At 59.0% G+C, this 18,428-nt stretch carries 17 protein-coding genes; 7 read left to right on the top strand and 10 right to left on the bottom strand.

Features of this window, described 5'->3' with window-relative positions; translation table 11 throughout:
* Position 1: 1 nt before the first annotated feature.
* The 5 genes from DMP17_RS00555 to DMP17_RS00535 are packed head-to-tail and all read left to right on the top strand — an operon-like array spanning position 2 to position 5,542.
* Positions 2 to 1,513: a type II and III secretion system protein family protein gene (locus tag DMP17_RS00555; RefSeq protein WP_337827135.1), complete on the top strand. Its 1,512-nt coding sequence runs from the start codon at positions 2 to 4 to the stop codon at positions 1,511 to 1,513.
* Between the two features lie 25 nt (positions 1,514 to 1,538).
* Positions 1,539 to 2,198: a CpaD family pilus assembly protein gene (locus DMP17_RS00550; protein ID WP_337827134.1), complete on the top strand. Its 660-nt coding sequence runs from the start codon at positions 1,539 to 1,541 to the stop codon at positions 2,196 to 2,198.
* Entirely contained in the window at positions 2,198 to 3,481 is a 1,284-nt protein-coding gene (locus DMP17_RS00545; RefSeq protein ID WP_337827133.1) for a hypothetical protein, read from the top strand. The genes DMP17_RS00550 and DMP17_RS00545 overlap by 1 nt, the downstream gene beginning before the upstream one ends.
* A gap of 56 nt (positions 3,482 to 3,537) precedes the next feature.
* Complete coding sequence (locus tag DMP17_RS00540) at positions 3,538 to 4,506, top strand: type II secretion system F family protein (protein WP_337827132.1); 969 nt, start codon at positions 3,538 to 3,540, stop codon at positions 4,504 to 4,506.
* A 19-nt stretch (positions 4,507 to 4,525) separates the two neighbouring features.
* Positions 4,526 to 5,542, top strand: a complete 1,017-nt coding sequence (locus DMP17_RS00535; protein ID WP_337827131.1) for a type II secretion system F family protein — start codon at positions 4,526 to 4,528, stop codon at positions 5,540 to 5,542.
* A gap of 82 nt (positions 5,543 to 5,624) precedes the next feature.
* Here the strand turns inward: DMP17_RS00535 and DMP17_RS00530 are convergent, their stop codons facing one another.
* From DMP17_RS00530 to maiA, 6 genes are all read right to left on the bottom strand, one after another.
* Positions 5,625 to 6,626, bottom strand: coding sequence for a fumarylacetoacetate hydrolase family protein (locus DMP17_RS00530; RefSeq protein ID WP_337827130.1), 1,002 nt, complete (start codon positions 6,624 to 6,626; stop codon positions 5,625 to 5,627).
* A gap of 46 nt (positions 6,627 to 6,672) precedes the next feature.
* Complete coding sequence (locus DMP17_RS00525; RefSeq protein WP_337827129.1) at positions 6,673 to 7,269, bottom strand: VOC family protein; 597 nt, start codon at positions 7,267 to 7,269, stop codon at positions 6,673 to 6,675.
* Positions 7,269 to 8,369 (bottom strand): 4-hydroxyphenylpyruvate dioxygenase, encoded by a 1,101-nt coding sequence (hppD, locus tag DMP17_RS00520; protein WP_337827128.1) that lies wholly within the window; start codon positions 8,367 to 8,369, stop codon positions 7,269 to 7,271. The genes DMP17_RS00525 and hppD overlap by 1 nt, the downstream gene beginning before the upstream one ends.
* 124 nt (positions 8,370 to 8,493) lie before the next feature.
* The gene (locus DMP17_RS00515; protein ID WP_337827127.1) at positions 8,494 to 8,949 is read right to left on the bottom strand and encodes a MarR family winged helix-turn-helix transcriptional regulator; all 456 of its coding nucleotides are present in this window, start codon (positions 8,947 to 8,949) and stop codon (positions 8,494 to 8,496) included.
* A gap of 68 nt (positions 8,950 to 9,017) precedes the next feature.
* Entirely contained in the window at positions 9,018 to 11,126 is a 2,109-nt protein-coding gene (locus tag DMP17_RS00510) for a TonB-dependent receptor (protein ID WP_337827126.1), read from the bottom strand.
* Complete coding sequence (gene maiA, locus DMP17_RS00505; RefSeq protein ID WP_337827125.1) at positions 11,123 to 11,761, bottom strand: maleylacetoacetate isomerase; 639 nt, start codon at positions 11,759 to 11,761, stop codon at positions 11,123 to 11,125. Before maiA ends, DMP17_RS00510 begins: the two co-directional genes overlap by 4 nt.
* A gap of 662 nt (positions 11,762 to 12,423) precedes the next feature.
* Here maiA and DMP17_RS00500 point away from each other — a divergent pair.
* Both DMP17_RS00500 and DMP17_RS00495 read left to right on the top strand, forming a co-directional pair.
* Complete coding sequence (locus DMP17_RS00500) at positions 12,424 to 13,965, top strand: ABC1 kinase family protein (RefSeq protein ID WP_337827124.1); 1,542 nt, start codon at positions 12,424 to 12,426, stop codon at positions 13,963 to 13,965.
* A gap of 282 nt (positions 13,966 to 14,247) precedes the next feature.
* Complete coding sequence (locus DMP17_RS00495; RefSeq protein ID WP_337827123.1) at positions 14,248 to 14,667, top strand: DUF2147 domain-containing protein; 420 nt, start codon at positions 14,248 to 14,250, stop codon at positions 14,665 to 14,667.
* A 161-nt stretch (positions 14,668 to 14,828) separates the two neighbouring features.
* Here DMP17_RS00495 and DMP17_RS00490 read toward each other — a convergent pair whose 3' ends face one another.
* The 4 genes from DMP17_RS00490 to DMP17_RS00475 all read right to left on the bottom strand — a co-directional run bounded on the left by DMP17_RS00490 (position 14,829) and on the right by DMP17_RS00475 (position 18,149).
* The gene (locus DMP17_RS00490) at positions 14,829 to 15,527 is read right to left on the bottom strand and encodes an aspartate/glutamate racemase family protein (RefSeq protein WP_337827122.1); all 699 of its coding nucleotides are present in this window, start codon (positions 15,525 to 15,527) and stop codon (positions 14,829 to 14,831) included.
* Positions 15,528 to 15,736: 209 nt separating this feature from the next.
* A complete protein-coding gene (locus DMP17_RS00485; RefSeq protein ID WP_337827121.1) occupies positions 15,737 to 17,176 on the bottom strand; it encodes an NAD(P)(+) transhydrogenase (Re/Si-specific) subunit beta in 1,440 nt (479 codons plus the stop codon).
* Between the two features lie 172 nt (positions 17,177 to 17,348).
* A complete protein-coding gene (locus DMP17_RS00480; protein ID WP_337827120.1) occupies positions 17,349 to 17,642 on the bottom strand; it encodes a proton-translocating transhydrogenase family protein in 294 nt (97 codons plus the stop codon).
* 9 nt (positions 17,643 to 17,651) lie between these two features.
* Positions 17,652 to 18,149, bottom strand: a complete 498-nt coding sequence (locus DMP17_RS00475; protein ID WP_337827119.1) for an endonuclease domain-containing protein — start codon at positions 18,147 to 18,149, stop codon at positions 17,652 to 17,654.
* Between the last annotated feature and the right edge of the window lie 279 nt (positions 18,150 to 18,428).

Here is an 18,428-nt window from a genome sequence, read left to right as displayed (position 1 = left end):
AATGAACCGCACTTCGTCTAAAAAACTGCTGCTTGCAGGCGCCCTTGCTGCCCTAGCAGGTATGGGAAGCAGCATGAGCCTGTCGACCGCCGCTATTGCCGCCCCACGCAGCAATGCCAGCGCCGACCTCGCTTTGTCGGTTGGCCGTGGCCGTCTCATCACCCTGCCCCGTCCGATGACCGATGTATTCGTCGCCAATGACAAGGTAGCCGATGTGCAGGTGCGGTCGGCAACACAGCTTTATGTGTTCGCCAAGACGCCGGGGGAAACCAGCGTCTATGCGACCGACGCCGCGGGCAAAGTTGTCTATTCCAGCGTCGTGCGCGTCGCGAATAATCTGGAAACTTTGGACCAGATGCTTGGCCTTGCGATGCCCAATGCGGACATCACCATCAACTCGATGAACGGCTTTGTGCTGCTCACCGGCACCGTCGCTTCGCCTGAAGATGCGGCAGAAGCGGACCGGCTGGTACAAGCGATGGTCGGCGAAAACACCAAGGTGATTTCGCGCCTTCAGACCGCGACGCCGCTTCAGGTCAATTTGCAGGTGCGTGTTGCCGAAGTCAGCAAGACCATTCTGAAGGAGGTTGGTATGAACCTTCTGACCAATGATAATAATGGCGGTGGTTTTTTCGGAGAAGTAATCTCCGGAAATGATAGCGCGTTCCGCACCAACGCCGACGGCGTAGTCCAATCCTATCGTAAAAAGGCAGACGGGACGACCTTTGCATTTGGCAAAAATATTCTGGGCAACGCCGTCATGGCAACGCTCGACCTTGCCGAACGCGATGGTCTCGTCGCCACTTTGGCGCAACCTAATCTGACCACCGTGTCCGGCGAAACCGCAGACTTTTTAGCGGGGGGCGAATATCCGATCCCGGTAGCCAGTTCGCAAAATGATTCGATTGCGATCGAATATCGCAAATTTGGTGTGAGCTTATCTTATACACCAACTGTTCTATCCAACGGCCGCATTTCCATGCGTGTTCGCCCCGAAGTGTCCGAATTATCGACCGAGGGCGCTATCAAAATCAATGGTTTTGAGGTGCCGGCACTGACAGTACGCCGCACAGAAACAACGGTCGAGCTGGGCTCTGGCGAAAGCTTTATGATTGCGGGCCTGATGTCGAACAAGTCGATTGGCGCTATCAATAAGGCCCCCGGTCTTGGCGATGTTCCGATCCTCGGCAATCTGTTCAAATCGGACAGCTTCCGCCGCGGCGAAACCGAACTTGTCATCATGATCACACCCTATTTGGTGAAACCGGTTTCGTCTGCCCAGATCAAGCTGCCGACCGACGCTTATAACAGCCCGAATGATGTTCAGCGCATTTTATTCAACCAAGGGTCGGATGGCGTCACCAACGGCACACGCCCAATGCCTAGGGTCGAAAATAACACAAATGTGGGTGCCCCGGTTACACCCGGCATCACACAAGCCTTGCCGCCGCAGCGCCGTAAAAAGGACAATACTGCCACTGTCGGAGCCACTCCCGGTTTTTCTGGCAATTGATCGCATAAGGACAAGGATGTTTCTCATGAAAAATATGTTTGGCAAATCTGCCCTCATGGCGCTGGCGATCTCCGCTTCCCTTTTGTCAGGCTGTGCTGGCACCGCAACCCAGACCAACCGCAGCCTTGATTCAGTGCATCAACCCGTGGTGAGCCAGACCCATTATGTGATGGATCTTTCAACCTCTGGCGGCGCACTTCCGGTGTCGGAACAGCGACGTCTATCTGATTGGCTAGAGGCGATGGGAATCGGCTATGGCGATCATGTCGCAATTGATGACCCCGCCCCTTATGGCAATAAGGATGCGCATGAAGCCATTGCCCAGCTTGTGGCAGGTCACGGCATGATGATGGCCCGTGCGGCACCCATCACCTCCGGGACGGTAGCGCCGGGGAGCCTGCGCGTCGTCATCAGCCGCTCGCAAGCATCTGTCCCGGGTTGTCCGGATTGGTCCTCCAAATCGGTTACCGATTTCAACAGCGCGACCAGCTCCAACTATGGCTGTGCGGTCAACAGCAATCTCGCCGCCATGGTCGCCGACCCGCAGGATCTGGTCAGAGGCGCTAATGGCGCGCTGTCTGACCCGGTCGCTGCGGCCAAGGCAATCAAAGCCTATCGCGAGGCCGAACCCACGGGCAAAAACGGCCTCAAGGTCAATGACACAAAAGAAGGGGGCAAAAACTGATGAACGCTCCGTTTAAAGCCCCCGGCCTACGTGACCAGTTTTCGGCCTATGTGTGCGATGAAGATACATTAGACATCATCCGACCCATAGCTGCCGAAATGGGTTGGCAGGTGGAAAAATGCTATAAAGGCGGCCTGCGCAATGCGGTCCAGTCGCTGTCGATTTCGGCCAGCCCTAACATATTGTTCGTGGACCTTTCGGAATCGGGTGATCCACTGAACGATATTAACGCGCTCGCCGAAGTGTGCGAGCCGGGCACCGTGGTTATCGCAACAGGACAGGTCAATGATGTGCGCCTTTATCGCGACCTGTTGGGAAGCGGCATCCAAGATTATCTGCTGAAGCCTTTCTCGCCCGACCAGCTGCGCGATTCTTTGGCGCAGGCCCAAGCTGTGTTCAACGCACCGCGTCAGGTCGAATTGGGCGCAGACCGTCCGCATATCCTGTCCGCCGTCATCGGCGTGCGGGGCGGCGCGGGCGCATCATCGGTTGCAACTTCGGTTGCTTGGCTGATGAGCGCACAGCTTGCGCGCCACACCGCGCTTCTCGACCTCGACATCCATTTCGGCACGGGCGCGCTCAGCATGGATCTGGAGCCGGGACGCGGGCTTACCGACGCTATCGACAATCCCAGCCGCATTGACGGGCTGTTCATCGAACGCGCTATGGTGCGGGCATCCGACCGTTTATCGATCCTGTCGGCCGAAGCGCCGATCCACCAACCCGTCCTCACCGATGGCAGCGCCTTTTTCCAGTTACAGGAAGAATTGAAGGGCGGGTTCGAAACCACCATCGTCGATATTCCGCGCAATATGCTGATCCAATATCCGCATCTGATGACCGATATGCAATCGGTTGTGGTGGTGACGGAACTGACGCTCGCGGGCGCGCGCGATACGATCCGCATCCTCGCTTGGCTGCGCACTAATGCGCCGCAAACGCAGATCATCGTGGTCGCCAACCGCGTCCCCGCTGGCCCGACGGAAATCAGCCGCAAGGAATTTGAAGAATCGATCGAACGTCCGATTGACGTGCTGGTGAATGAAGACAGCAAAGTCTTCATCCAGGCCGCAAAGCTCGGCAAGACCGTGGGCGAAGTCGCGAAATCGACCAAGACAGGTCAGGCGCTCCTCGCCATCGCCAATAAGGTGATCGCAAGCGATAATGCCGACGAACAAGACGACGGCGCCAATGGCAAGGGCAACGCCAAAGCCAAGCCCGTATCGCTTGCGGGCAAAATGGGTGGCTTCAAATCGCTCTTGTCCAAAAAAGACAAGAAATAAGGACGTGGGCAAGCTGTTCCGCTTTTCGGGGCGGCAGCTTGTAACAGGGGAATGTGATGCAGTTTGAATGGATGATTTTGGGCGGGGGCGCATTATTGCTGTTGCTCGTCATCATCGCCGCACTTGCCGGACCGTCCGAGGCCAAGGCACAAGGGCGACGCTTGTCGTCCATCCGCGAACGGCACACCACCTCGCGCGAAGCGGCAATGGAAGCGCAAATGCGTAAAACCATCGCAGCGCGCACGTCGGAAAATAACTCGCTGGCAAAATTATTGCCTAACCGTGAATTGCTCGCTTTGCGCCTTCAACGCACGGGAAAAGGCTGGTCGCTCAATAATTATGTTTGGCTCAATCTGGGCGTTGCAACCGCAGCCGCTTTTCTGCTGAAGCTGCTTGGCGCCCCCTTCCTCCTCTGCCTGTTCGCCGGACTCGTCATAGGACTTGGCGTTCCGCATATGGTTGTAGGAATACTCATCAAGCGGCGGCTTAACGACTTTGTCAAAAATTTCCCCGACGCCATTGACCTTCTTGTGCGCGGGCTTCGCTCCGGTCTGCCGATTTCGGAAACTTTACAGGTAGTCGCGGTCGAAATACCGGGGCCCGTTGGCGAAGAGTTCAAATCCATCGTCGAGCGCATCCGCATCGGACGCAGCATGGACGGGGCTTTGCAAGACGCCGCCGAACAAATTGCGACGGCGGAATTCCAGTTTTTTTGCATTACCACGGCAATCCAGCGCGAAACCGGTGGCAATCTCGCCGAGACCCTATCGAACCTGTCAGACGTGTTGCGCAAACGCGCGCAGATGAAGTTGAAGGTCAAGGCCCTGTCATCCGAAGCCAAGGCATCAGCCTATATTCTTGGCTGCTTGCCGTTCGTCATCTTCGGCATGATTTATATGGTCAATCCCCATTATATTTCCGGATTTTTCATCAACCCCATCCTCATTGCTACCGGCTTAGGCGCAATGGTGTGGATGAGCATCGGCGTCGCGATCATGGCCAAAATGATCAACTTCGAAATTTGAGCCGGAAGAGGGACATAATATGACACCACCAGCTTCTACCGGCCCCACGCTACTCGGCGTTGATGTTCTTTGGGTTGCGACCATTTTGTCGGCACTCGGCACTTTCGCCGTACTCGTCGCAATCTATGCAGCCACCACCGCGCGCAACCCGATGGCCAAGCGTGTGAAGGCGCTTAATGATCGGCGTGAACAGCTTAAGGTCGGCATTACGACCTCGACCGCCAAACGTCGCGCCAAGCTGATCAACAAGAATGAAACGACCGACAAGATGCGGTCCTTCCTGTCGTCGCTTAAAGTATTGCAGGACGAACAGCTCCAGACCATCCAGCAAAAGCTGGCCCAAGCGGGCATTCGCTCCAAAGATCTTGCCATCCGTGTGGTGTTCGGGCGGCTTATCCTGCCGATCGTGGTCGGGTTGGCGGCTGGATATATTGTCTATCTGTCCAATATGGGCGTGGACTGGTCGCCGTTCAAAAAATTCATGATTTTCGCGGGCGCGCTTATCATCGCCTATAAAGCGCCCGACTTGGTTATCGACAATAAGCGCGCCAAGCGCACCGACGCGATCCGCAAGGGGCTTCCCGATGCGCTCGATCTACTCGTCATTTGCGCCGAGGCCGGTTTGACGGTCGATGCGGCATTTCACCGCGTATCAAAGGAATTGGGCAAGGCCTATCCCGAACTGGGCGAAGAATTTGCGCTCACCGCAATCGAACTCGGCTTCCTCACCGAGCGACGGCAGGCGTTTGAAAATCTGTGCTATCGCGTCAATCTGGAATCCGTCAAAGGCGTGACCACGACCATGATCCAGACGGAAAAATACGGGACGCCGCTCGCATCGGCCCTGCGTGTTCTGTCCGCGGAATTCCGCAACGAACGTATGATGCGCGCGGAAGAAAAAGCCGCGCGCCTGCCCGCCATTATGACAGTGCCGCTCATCCTGTTCATTTTGCCGACCCTGTTCGTCGTGATCCTTGGCCCTGCGGCCTGTTCGATCAAGGACGCCATGTCAGGCGGCGCATTAGGCGGTGCCTGACAACGGCTAAACCGAGCAAAAAGGCCAAATAAAAAAGGGGGGCGTCACTGCTCCCCTTTTTATTATTTGATACGCTTTGCTTTTAAGCGACTGTCTGTTCGATCACACCAAAGATCGGGTGATGCTTGTCATCTTCCATCCAGATGCGCACGCTGTCACCTTTTTTGAGGAAGGGCGTTGCGGCCGCACCCGACTGGATGGTTTCGACCATCCGCACTTCGGCGATACAGCTATAGCCCAGCCCACCTTCGGATACCGGCTTGCCGGGGCCGCCTTGGGCATCGCGGTTGGAAACCGTGCCGGACCCGATGATCGTGCCGGGACCAAGGCGGCGGGTTTTCGCGGCGTGGGCTACCAAAGTGCCGAAATCGAATGTCATATCCGCGCCTGCATCCGCGCGGCCAAAAGGCTGGCCGTTCAAATCCACGAACAAGGCACCTGCAAGCCTGCCGTCCGCCCAGCGGTCGCCCAATTCGTCAGGCGTCACGAACACCGGCGAAAAGGAGCTGGAGGGCTTGGACTGGAAAAAGCCGAACCCTTTGGCGAGTTCTCCGGGGATCAGGTTGCGCAGGCTCACATCGTTGGTGAGTCCCACCAAGCGCACCGCGGCCAACGCCTCCTCGCGGCTTGCGCCCTGCGGCACATCGCCGGTCACAACCACCACTTCGGCTTCAAGGTCACAGCCCCAGCTTTCATCGGCGAGCGGAATATCATCGCGTGGCCCCAAAAACGCATCCGAACCGCCCTGATACATCAACGGATCATGCCAGAAACTTTCCGGCATTTCTGCCCCGCGCGCTTGGCGCACCAGCGCGACATGGTTCACATAAGCCGACCCGTCCGCCCATTGATAAGCGCGCGGCAAAGGCGCTGCCGCATCATGTTCATGAAAGCGTTCGCGCGGGATGGCTTCATGTTCAAGGTCGGTCGCCAGCGCCTCCAGATCGGGCGCGTAACGATCCCAATCATCAAGCGCCGCCTGTAAGGTCGGCACGATGTGGCTCGCATCCGCATACCAGGCAATATCTTTTGACACGACGACAAGTTTGCCGTCGCGCCCGGATTTGAGCGAAGCGAGTTTCATGGGGCTATCCTCTTTATAATTTTATGACCGCGCTGTTGTTGCGCAATTATTCGGGAACGACAATCTCTTCTTTGTGCAGCCATTCCGCATAGCGCGGCGCGGTCTTGGTCTTGCTCCACTCTTCGAGCATCAACGGCGCGACGGTGCGCAATTCCTGATATTGCTCCGCCGTCCCGATATTGGCGGCAAGTTCCAGCCGGTGGCCATTGGGATCGAAGAAATAGATCGACTTGAAAATACCGTGATAGGTGGGGCCAAGGACATCAATCCCCTGCCCCTCGATATGCGCCTTTGCCGTGAGCAAAGTGTCAACCGAGTCGACCTCGAAGGCGAGATGCTGCACCCATGCGGGGGTATTTTCATCGCGGCCCATATCGGGCTGTTTGGGCAGCTCAAAAAAGGCCAGCACATTGCCGCCGCCGCAATCCAGAAACACGTGCATATAAGGATCATAAGCCCCGGTGGACGGCACATGGTCTTCGGAAAATGCGGTCACATAATCCATGCCCAACACGCGCTGATACCATTCGACTGTCTCTTTCGCATCTTTGCAGCGATAGGCGACATGGTGGATGCGGCTGAGGCTGAACGGAAGCGCGGGCGCTTCTTCTGCCGGTGCCATAGTGGTGGGCGTGACCGACATTATGCGTCTTCCTTCATATCAAGCGCACCGCGCTTCAACTGGTCGGCTTCGATGGATTTGAACAAAGCGGTGAAATTGCCTTCGCCAAAGCCTTCATCTTTTTTGCGCTGGATGAATTCAAAGAAAACCGGGCCGATTTCGGGCTGGGCGAAAATCTGGAGGAGGAGACGCGGGTCGCCTTGCTCGGTCGACCCGTCGAGCAAAATGCCGCGCTTTTGCAGTTCTTCGGTCGGCTCGCCGTGGCCCGGCAAGCGGTCTTCGAGCATTTCATAATAGGTGGCCGGCGGCGGATCCATCAGCGGCACCCCGCCATCACGCAGCTTGTCTAGGCTCGGGATGAGGTCGTCGCAGATGAGCGCGATATGCTGGATGCCCTCGCCGTTAAACGCACGCAGATATTCTTCAATCTGGCCGCCGCCCGCTTTGCCTTCCTCGTTCAAAGGAATACGGATTTTGCCATCGGGCGCGGTCATCGCCTTGGAAGTAAGGCCGGTATATTCGCCCTTAATGTCGAAATAGCGGATCTCGCGGAAGCCGAAGATGCGCTCATAGAAAGACGCCCAATAGGCCATGCGGCCACCATAAACATTGTGCGTCAGATGGTCGATAATCTTGAACCCGTTGCCGACCGGGTGACGGTCCACACCGGGGAGATATTCAAAGTCGATATCATAAATGGAGAGCGCATCGGGATTGGCTTCGTCCGCATAACGGTCGATCAGATAGATGAGCGCGCCGCCAATGCCTTTGATCGCGGGGATGCGCAATTCCATCGCACCGGTTTTGGTTTCGACCGGCTCCGCGCCGCGTTCGATCGCAAGGTCATAAGCCTTCGCCGCATCTTTGACTCGGAAACCCATGCCGCACGCCGACGGGCCATGTTCTGCGCCGAAAAAGGCCGCCGGGCTGCGCGGTTCATAATTGACGATGAGGTTGATGCCGCCCTGACGCCACAGGTCGACATCTTTGGAGCGGTGGTGCGCGATGCGGGTGAAGCCCATACGCTCGAACACGGGTTCAAGCTGGCCTTTTTCCGGCGCGCAAAATTCAATAAATTCAAATCCGTCGAGCCCCAGCGGGTTTTCAAAAAGGTCGGCCATCACGTCCTCATCTGCTTAATTAGTTTCACTTGAAACCAACTTACCACCGCAGAAGATTCGGCGCAAGAGTTAGGGCAGGCACACGTTAAATAGGCTTTTCCCGCTAGGCTGTAAGAAAGACCGCCTACAACCGCTCCGCCGCATATTCCGCCGACCCCTGAACCTTGTCGAGCAAAGTCAGCAAAGTCGCCCGCTCCTCTTCGTTCAGCACCGCCAGGATTTTGGCCTCCATCGCAAGCGCAGCCGGCGAGATTTCATTATATAAATCCCACCCCGCCGCGCTCAATTCCAGATGGTGCGAGCGGCCATCCTTTTCGCTGGGGGTGCGGGACAGGAGGCGGCGGTCGACCAACGCTTTGGTCGCGCGGTTGACCGTGACCTTGTCCATATGGGTGAGGTGGACGAGATCGCGTTGCGTCTGCGCTTCGCCCTCCCCCATCACGGCGATCACGCGCCATTCCGGGATTTTAAGGCCGAAGCGGCTTTGATATTCCCGCGCAATAAGATCGCTCACCACATTGGAAGTGACCGACAGGCGATAGGGCGTGAAGCTTGAAAGATTGAGTTCCGCCTTGGCCATGCTGCTTATCCTGTCCCCGATTTGTCCGTAATAATTTTCGCTATGCGCGTTGCCCCACAGGCTCTTGCTTATTCGACCGCATAGCGCAAGCCCAACCACAGCGTGCGGGGCAAGGCCCGTTCGATAATGCCGGTGCGCGAGCGTGTCGCTTCGACCGTGCGGTTGCCCAGATTTTCGCCGCGCAGTTCCACCCTGAACCGCTCGCTTATCTTGGCCCCGACCATCGCATCGAGCGTCAAGGCAGGGGCGAGGCGGATGCGATTCTGGTCGTCTTCAAACTGTGCGCCAATATAGCGCGCTGCCAGCATCGCGTCGACATTTTCCCCCTTGAAACCCAGCCGCAACGCGCCGCTATGCTTGGGCACTTGCGCGGGGCGGAGCCGGTCGAGCGGCGCACTCGCGCCGGATGCGCGTACCGACGCATCGGTATAGGCATAGGCCGCGCCTAGGCTCCACCGGCTGCCGAGCGCAAGGCTGGCATCAAGTTCCGCGCCGCGGCTCGATATCGCGTCCAGATTGCGGCGCTGCTTATAAGTGCCGCCCGCCGCGACAAAACCGACGCCGGGGAAATTGCCCGGCCCTTCGGCCAGACTGACATTGGCAATCGCGCCGTTGAGCCGGTTGGCATAGAGGGTTGCGGACAGGCGGATGCCGCGCTCCGGCGCAAGTTCCAGCCCCGCTTCGACCCCGCGCACCCGTTCGGGGTCGAGCGCGGGATTGGCGGCAATCGCGTCGGTCCCCACCCGATATGGCCGGTATAATTCGTTGAGCGTCGGCAGCCGCCAATTGCTATAGGCCGCTCCCCTTAGTGTAAGGCCTTCCGTCAGGCGCAGCCGCACCGCCCCGCTTGCCGAAGGCTCCCAGCCTGAGCGGCGCGGGAAATGGTTATCGGTAAGGGATGGCCCGCCGAAAAATTGCTCCTCCAATATGCCGCCCGATAGCCGCCAATGGTCAAGCCTCGCGCTGGCTTGGAGCGTGACTTTGTCCCCCACATCCTGACGCAGCGCGGCATAGGCCCCGACCGTTCCCGCCCGTCCCCCCGCTTTGCGCAGCCGTGTCGGCGCGCCCGCGACAAAACTATAGCGTTCACGGCTCGCCCCGCTGGTAAAGCGGCCGTCCGCGCCCAATGTCAGCGCCTTCAACGGGCGGATTTCAAACGCGCCGCCCCAACCGGTCGCAGGCACCCGATATTGGTCGAGCGTCGGATTGACGCTGTTGCGGTCGGCGCTGACGCTTGCAAAGCCGGAGCGCATCTGCCGCAACTGGCCATAGAGCATTGCCGACCAAGGAAGCCTGCCTTCATGCACCAGCCGGACACTCGCATCGGCCCCGGCGCTACGGCTGTCGCTATAAGCGGTGCCGCGATTGCGCGCGTCGTAAAAGCCCGACAGAACAGCCTGCAAGCGGGTCGCATCATCAAGGTCGATCACCCCGCGCGCGAGCAGATTGGCCTGCTCATAGGGCGCGCGCTGGTCCGCTTTTCCGCGCTGGTGGCGGGGCGTCGGATAGAAGCCGTCGCTGCGTTCATAGCCCGCTGCCAGCATCGCGGAACCGCTGCCCAAAATGGCAGAAACCAACCCGTCGGCGCTCACACTATTGCGGCTGCCATAGGCCAGTCCGCCTGCAAAAGCCGGATGATCGCCGGGGTCATTTTCGCTGAACAGCTCGATGCTCCCCGCCACCCCGCCGGGGCCGCCGGTCAGACCCGAACCGCCGCGCGTCACCCGCACGCTTCCGAGACGCTGCGCCGATATAGACGGCCAGTTGACCCAGCCGCCGAACGGGTCTGTCACCGGCACGCCGTCGAGCAGCACCACCGTCCGGCTCGCCGCATTGCCGCCCAACCCCCGCAAGGTCATGCCCTGACTGGTGGGGTGGGCGGAGCGCGCGTCGGAGCGGCGGAATTGCTGCAACCCCGCCACATCGCGCAGCGCATCTTCGACGCGGCCACTGGCGGTTGTGCGCAGCCGGTCGCGGTCCAGCACCACCTCCTGCCCGCTTATGTCCTTGCGGGGAAGCGCCCCGCCGATCACCACTATCTCCTGCGCACAGCAGACCGATACAGGCTGAAGGTCGGCCTCCTCGCCGCCTTCCTGTGCCACAGCGGCAGCGGGCAACAGCGCCACCAGCGCGCCCGTCACCAACGCACCCGCCATCAAAAATTGCGCCCGCCTCATGCCGGTTGTACGGCCTCGGGTGCGGCCTTGGCAAAGGCGTCCATCGCCGTCAGCGCCGCATCAATCCGCACCAGCTTGGGGAACGCATCGAGCGATGTATCGAACCGCCGCGCATTATAAATTTGCGGCACCAGACAGACATCGACCAGATCAGGCGCATCGCCGCCGAACAAGCCTTGCGTCGGCGCCAAGGCTTCCAGCGCCGTGAAACCTTCCGCTATCCAGTGGCGATACCAATCATCTACCTGCTCCTGCGTCGCGCCAAATTCGGCTTTCAGATATTTCAGCACCCGCAAATTATTGAGCGGGTGGATGTCCGCAATAATCACCATCGCCGCCGCCAGCACCTTGGCCCGCGCGTCCGCTTCTGCCGGGATCAGGCGGGCTTGCGGATAGCGCGCATCGAGCCAGTCGATGATCACAAGGCTCTGCCCCAAAAACTGGCCGTCATGCTCCAGCGTCGGCACAAAGCCTTGCGGGTTGCGTGCGAGATGCTCCGCCGCTCTTTGCGCACCTTCGACCAAATTGGTCGGCACCGCCTCATAAGCCACGCCCTTCAAATTGAGCGCAATCCGCACCCGGTACGAGGCCGACGAGCGGAAATAATCATAAAGGGTGAGCGACGGAGCGGTCATGGCGGCTGTCCTGCTGGAGGGAACTATGCCCCTTCCTTAAAGCCTTGCCCGCGCTTTCGCCAAGCCTTCTATGAAGCTTGCGCCCCTCCTTTCTTATACTGTGGGATCAATATCTTGTGGTCCGCGCGCGAAAATTCAAAAACCTCAATTTTCTCCCGAAAATACCCCCTTAACTTCGCAAAGTTCAGGCAAAACGGCAAATTTTTGGACCGCAATATATGGTATTGCGCCCCCTTCATAACGCACCGGATTTTATCGTTAAAAGCCATCCGCAATCTGCTCCTTAACATATGGGCGCAAAGCCCGATTCGGCGGTAAGCTTGGCCGGGGCGATTGATGTAGGACAGTTTTGTTCCGTGCAATTTGCGCCGGAAATCCTCCCCTACAAGGGGAGGTGGCGCGCCCGAAGGGCGTGACGGAGGGGTGTCTTGCTATCGTGAGGGTGTCACCCCTCCGTCATTTGCTGACGCAAATGCCACCTCCCCTTTTGAGGGGAGGCTTATGTGGGCACCGCTACCTCGCGTCTTTCTCCTCCGTAAACGGCACAGACTTTTATGCGCAACATAAAGGCGGGCAATGCGTTGAGGGTTGGATATGGCCTGGCTCCCGCTGTTCCCACGCACGGTTTTCCGCCGTGCGCCAACCACGGATATTGTCCTCCTATGATAAAAACCATTGCCGTTGCCCATCGGGATCGTGAGCGGTTGCGCGAGATTGTGCAGGTGGCCTCGCGCTTCGGCTTGGGCGTATTGCTCGCGCGGTTCGGGCTGGAGCGCAGCGGCAAGGCGCGCGAGGCCGATGCCGATAGCGACCCTGACAGCCTGCCGCGCCGCACCCGGCTTGCGCTCGAAGCCTTGGGGCCGACCTTTATCAAGCTCGGTCAAATTTTGGCGACGCGCAGCGATTTGCTGCCGCCCGAATGGACCAGCGAACTCGAGCAATTACACAGCCAAGCCCCGACGCTTGCCTTTGCCGATTTGCGCGCGGCGGTTGAAGAGGCTTTGGGCGAGCCGCCCGAAACCGCCTTTGCGACATTTGACCCCGAACCGCTCGCCGCCGCGTCGATGGCGCAGGTCCACTGCGCGACCCTCCACGCCGAGGAGGGCGCGCAAGGCACCGAGGTCGTGCTCAAAATCCGCCGCCCCGGCATCCGCCCGCGTGTGGAAGCGGATTTGCGCCTGATCGCACAACTCGCAGCGATCGCGGAAAGCGCGAGCGCCGAAATGAAGCGGTTCCAGCCCGCCGCGCTCCTCCAGCAATTGACCGAAGCGATATTGGAGGAGCTGGATTTCACCATAGAAGGCCGCAATGCCGACCGGCTGCGTGCCGATTTCACGCGCAATCCCAAAATAGTCGTGCCGCGCATCCATTGGGGCTGGTCGTCCGAAACCTTGCTAGTGATGGATTATGTCGAAGGGATCGCCCCGCGCGATGGTGTACGCCTGCGCGCCGCCGGGATCGACCCCCACGCCATTGCAAGCCTTGGCGCGGATGCTGTGCTCGACATGGTGCTGGTCAATGGCCGCTTTCATGGTGATCCGCATCCCGGCAATTTGCTGTGCCTTACGGGGAACCGCATTGCATTGCTCGATTGCGGGATGATCGGCCATGTCTCGCCGCGCCGCCGCGAAGAATTGATCGACTTTGTACAGGCACTCGCCAACGGCAATCCCAAAGGACTGGCCGATGTGCTCGCCATCTGGTCGGCAGGAAGCGATGCGTCGCCAGACAAAGTGCAGCTCGCCGCCGAACGATTGGTCCAGCGCCATTCGGGCGGGCGGCTGGTGTTGAGCGAAATGGTCGCCGATTTCATGGCACTGATGCGCAGCGAACGCATGACCATGCCGCCCGACCTGCTGCTGATTTTCAAAGCCTTGGTGACCTTGGACGGCGTGCTGCTCCAGATTGCGCCCGATTTTGATTTGAGCGAAGCGATGCGGCGCTCGTCGATGAGGATTTTGCAGGCGCGGCTGTCGCCCGACCATTGGCAACCCAATGTGCAGGCCTTGCTGCGCGAAGTGGGCCGCATCGGCGATGATGCGCCGCGTTTGTTACGCAGCGCGGTGCAAAAGCTGGAGGCGGACAGGCCCCTCCCCCCTCCCCCGCCCGATTATGGCCCGGCCATTGCAAGTGCGGGCCGGTGGATTGCGGGCGCGATTGTGGTGGGGGCGGGTGTGATTGCTGCGGCGTTGCTGTGGGTGTGACCGGGAGGGCTGGTCCTCTTTTCCATACTCCTCCATCTTCGTCATTGCGAGGAGCGCAGCGACGAAGCAATCCAGTGTTGGCGCAGCGCGACTCTGGATTGCCGCGCGCCTACGGCGCTCGCAATGACGAAAGGGGGAGAACGAGAATAGCGCGCGCCACAATTTTACACACTGACATCAATGTGAATATAATATGAAAGCCGCGTTCACTAAAATCTCAGCGAAGCACGTCTAAATCCTCATCCCGTCAGTTCACGCATAGTCCCACGGAGGGGAGATTTTATGAAATTCACCACCTATTCGCTCGCAGCGCTTGCACTCGCCGCCATCGCCGCGCCTGTAGCCGCCGCGCCCCAACCCGTCACTGGGCGCTGGCTCGACCAGTCCAAGGGCGGCGTCATCCAGATTGCGCCTTGCGGCCGCGCCTTGTGCGGGCGTTTGGTGCAGGTGCTGGAAAAGGGCCGCGCGGGCGCGAAGGACCAGAATAATCCCAACCCCGCGCTGCGTAACCGTCCGGTGCAGGGCATCACCTTGCTGTCCAACTTTGTCGCCGACGGGGATAGCTGGCGCGGCCAGATTTACGACCCGCGCAAGGGCAAGACGTATAAAAGTTTTGTGAAATTGAACCCCAACGGGACGTTGAGCGTCAAAGGCTGTCTGGGGCCGTTCTGCCAAACGCAGACCTGGACGCGGGCGCGGTAGAAGCGACGGCAGTATGTTTACACTTCGTCATCCCCGGCTTGACCGGGGATCCATCTCCTAACCTTAAGGTTTTGCGGTATTATCCGCGACAGGCTACCCGCAAGGTCCCCAGATGGATTCCCGCTTTCGCGGGAATGACGAGGTTTTTATTTTCTAGCCCCCTACGGCGCATCCCCCAAAATCCACTCCACACCGGCGAGCGCGTGCAATTCGGTGCTGTCGTAAATCGGCAGCACATTGGCCTTGGTATCGACAATGAGATCCAGCTCGGTGCAGCCCAGCACCACCGCGTCGAAATCGGCCTGGTCGATATTGGTGATATAGGTTTTAAGCTCGCGTTCGGCATCGCGGGTGACGCGGCCGAACATCAGGTCATCATAGATGATCTTGTCGATCTTTTCCGCTTCGCCATCGCCGACCGTTTTCAAACTGATGCCGTGGCCGACAAGCCGCTGGCGATACCATTTGCCGGTCATCACATTATGCGTGCCGATAAGCGCGGCGTTCTGGACGCCGTCCGCCTGCATCTTTGCGCCAATCGCATCGACGATATGGAGGATCGGGATTTTGACCGATTTTTGCACCTCGTCATACACTTTGTGCATCGAGTTGGCGCAGATGAGGATCGCGGTTGCGCCCGCTTTTTCAAGCCGCTTGGCCGATGCTTTCAAGGCCTCGGTGGCGTGTGCCCATTGCTCGTCGGTTTCGATGCGCGACAGGTCGCAGAAATTGAGGCTTTCCACTACCAGCGGCGCGGAACACATACCGCCCACCCGCTTTTGAATCTGCTGGTTGATGATGCGATAATATGTTTCGGTCGAGACCCAGCTCATCCCTCCGATCAGGCCCAGTTTGCGCATTTTCCCTCACCCGTCATGTAAAGAAACGTCGCCCCGACCGACTGCCGGGGCGACGTTTGGTTGCGTTCTGGTTAGCGTGAAGCAGGCCTGCTTGCCAAGAAATACCGGACCGCTTCGGCGTAAAAAATCGTGTCGGGTATCGGCGGGGATGTCGGCGCGTGTGCAGCGAGGGCGCGGGCACGGGTGCGGACAGGGCCGAAACGGGCGGCTTAATGCCCCCCGCCGTTCAGCGATTTCACAATTTCTTCGACCATTTTCTTGGCGTCCGCGAGCAGCATCATGGTGTTATCCATATAGAAAACATCATTGTCGACACCAGCATAGCCGACCCCGCCCATCGAGCGTTTGACGAACAACACCGTCTTGGCCTTTTCGACGTCGAGCACCGGCATCCCGTAAATCGGCGATGTCTTGTCGGTCTTGGCCGCAGGGTTGGTGACGTCATTCGCGCCGATGACAAAGGCAACGTCCGCTTGCGCAAATTCGCTGTTAATATCCTCCAGCTCAAACACTTCATCATAAGGCACATTGGCTTCGGCGAGCAGCACATTCATATGGCCCGGCATACGCCCCGCGACCGGATGGATCGCATATTTGACGTTGACGCCTTCTTTTTTGAGAAGGTCGCCCATTTCGCGCAGCACATGCTGGGCCTGCGCCACCGCCATGCCATAGCCCGGCACGATGATGACATTGTCGGCTTGGGCCATGAGGAAGGCCGCGTCTTCGGCAGAGCCGCGCTTCCACGGGCGTTGCTCTTTGGCTTCGCCGCCACCTGCCGCCGCTTCCGCGCCGAACCCGCCTGCGATCACCGACAGGAAGCTGCGGTTCATCGCGCGGCACATGATGTAGCTTAAAATCGCGCCCGACGAGCCGACCAACGCGCCGGTGATAATCATCGCGCTATTGTGGAGCGTGAAGCCCATCGCCGCTGCCGCCCAGCCCGAATAGCTGTTCAGCATCGACACGACGACCGGCATATCCGCCCCGCCAATCGGGATGATAAGCAGGAAGCCGATGATGAAGGACAGCGCCAAAATCGTCCAGAAAATCCACTGGCTCTGGTCCTGCGTGAAATAGGCGGTGAGGCCCACAATCGCCGCCAGCGTGCCAAGATTGATGACATGGCGCAGCGGCAGGATGATCGGCGCACCGGACATTTTGCCCGCAAGTTTCAAAAACGCAATCACCGATCCGGAGAAGGTAATCGCGCCAATCGCGGCCCCCAGCCCCATTTCGACGCGGCTCACCGGGCTGATGAGGCCATCTTCACCGACAATGCCGAATGCTTCGGGATTGAGATAGGCGGCAGCGGCCACCAGCACCGCGGCCAAGCCGACAAGACTGTGGAAAGCCGCGACAAGTTGCGGCATGTCGGTCATCGCAATCTTCTTGGCAATCGCAAAGCCGATCACCGCGCCAATCGCAATCGCGCCCAATATGAGGCCTAAAGCGCCCAAATCCGGCCCGACATAGCTGTCGGTCAAGCTGCTCCCGTACATCGGCATATGGGTGACGAGCGTTGTTACGACCGCGATGCCCATGCCGATCATACCCAACCGGTTACCGCGCTGCGACGTCGCCGGCGACGACAGGCCACGGAGCGCCAATATGAAGCACACGCCCGCAATCAGATAAGCAATGCTCACCCAGGCTGGTATTTCATGTATCATATTGTTCCCCCGATATATTTTTCATTTTCGTCATGCCCGCGAAAGCGGGAATCCATCTCCGGCGCGACCCGCGAACCGCCAAGCCGGGAGATGGATCCCCGGTCAAGCCGGGGATGACGTGAGGACAGGCTCACAGACAAGCCCACCCTCACCGTTCCTTCTTCTTATACATGGCAAGCATCCGCGCGGTGACGGCAAAGCCACCGAAAATATTGATACTCGCGAGCACCACCGCAAAAAGGCCGAGCCATTTGGACACCGTCCCGCCATCGCTCAACCCGACAGCCGCCGCCGCAATCAACGCACCCACAATAATCACCGAAGAAATCGCATTGGTCACCGCCATCAACGGCGTGTGCAACGCAGGCGTGACCGACCAGACGACATAATAGCCGACAAAACAGGCGAGGACGAAAATGGATAGAATTGAAATAAAGTCCATGATGGCTCCTTAATCCTCCCCTGCAAGGGGAGGTGGATTGCCCTTCAGGGCAAGACGGAGGGGTGTTGCGCTGTCCGGAGAGGGGAATACCCCTCCGTCAGCCGCCACGGCGGCTGCCACCTCCCCTTGCAGGGGAGGATATTGGAGGGCAGCGCCCCTTTGGCGGGCGGTTTCGGTAATATGGTTTATGACATAATCGAGATTGCGCAGCACATCACGGGCAGAAATACGCAAGGTCATGACCCCGCGCGCTGCGAACCAGCCGTCGCGCACGCGATCGCGTTCGGGTTGAGTGCCGGTATCATGCGCGAAACCATCTACCTCAATCACCAACCGCGCTTCGTGGCAATAAAAGTCGGCAATATAGGCGCCGGACGGATGTTGCCTGCGAAATTTAAAACCTGCCGGGCGTTTGCGTAATTCACGCCATAAAATAACTTCCGGCGGCGACATGGCCTGACGCAGATTGCGCGCTTTATGTCCGGTATTACCGATCCCTTGCAGCATCAAAATCCTCTCCTGCAAGGGGAGGGGGACCGTTCGCGCAGCGGATGGTGGAGGGGTGATGCCCTATCCGGAGAGGGAAATACCCCTCCGTCAGGCGCTGACGCGCCTGCCACCTCCCCTTGCAGGGGAGGATGATGACATGTCAGCGCCTCGTAAAAATCTCCTCCCCTAAAAGGGGAGGTGGCACACCCAAAGGGTGTGTCGGAGGGGTGTCTCCCTCTCAACAAGGCAATAGCGTTCGATCGCTCGGCGACCCTCGCATCTCCCCCTCCCCGTTCC

The organism is Pseudonocardia sp. TMWB2A (genome assembly GCF_017312135.1).
The sequence above is the reverse complement of the archived record's forward strand: the minus strand, read 5'-3'. Positions and strand labels throughout refer to the sequence as shown.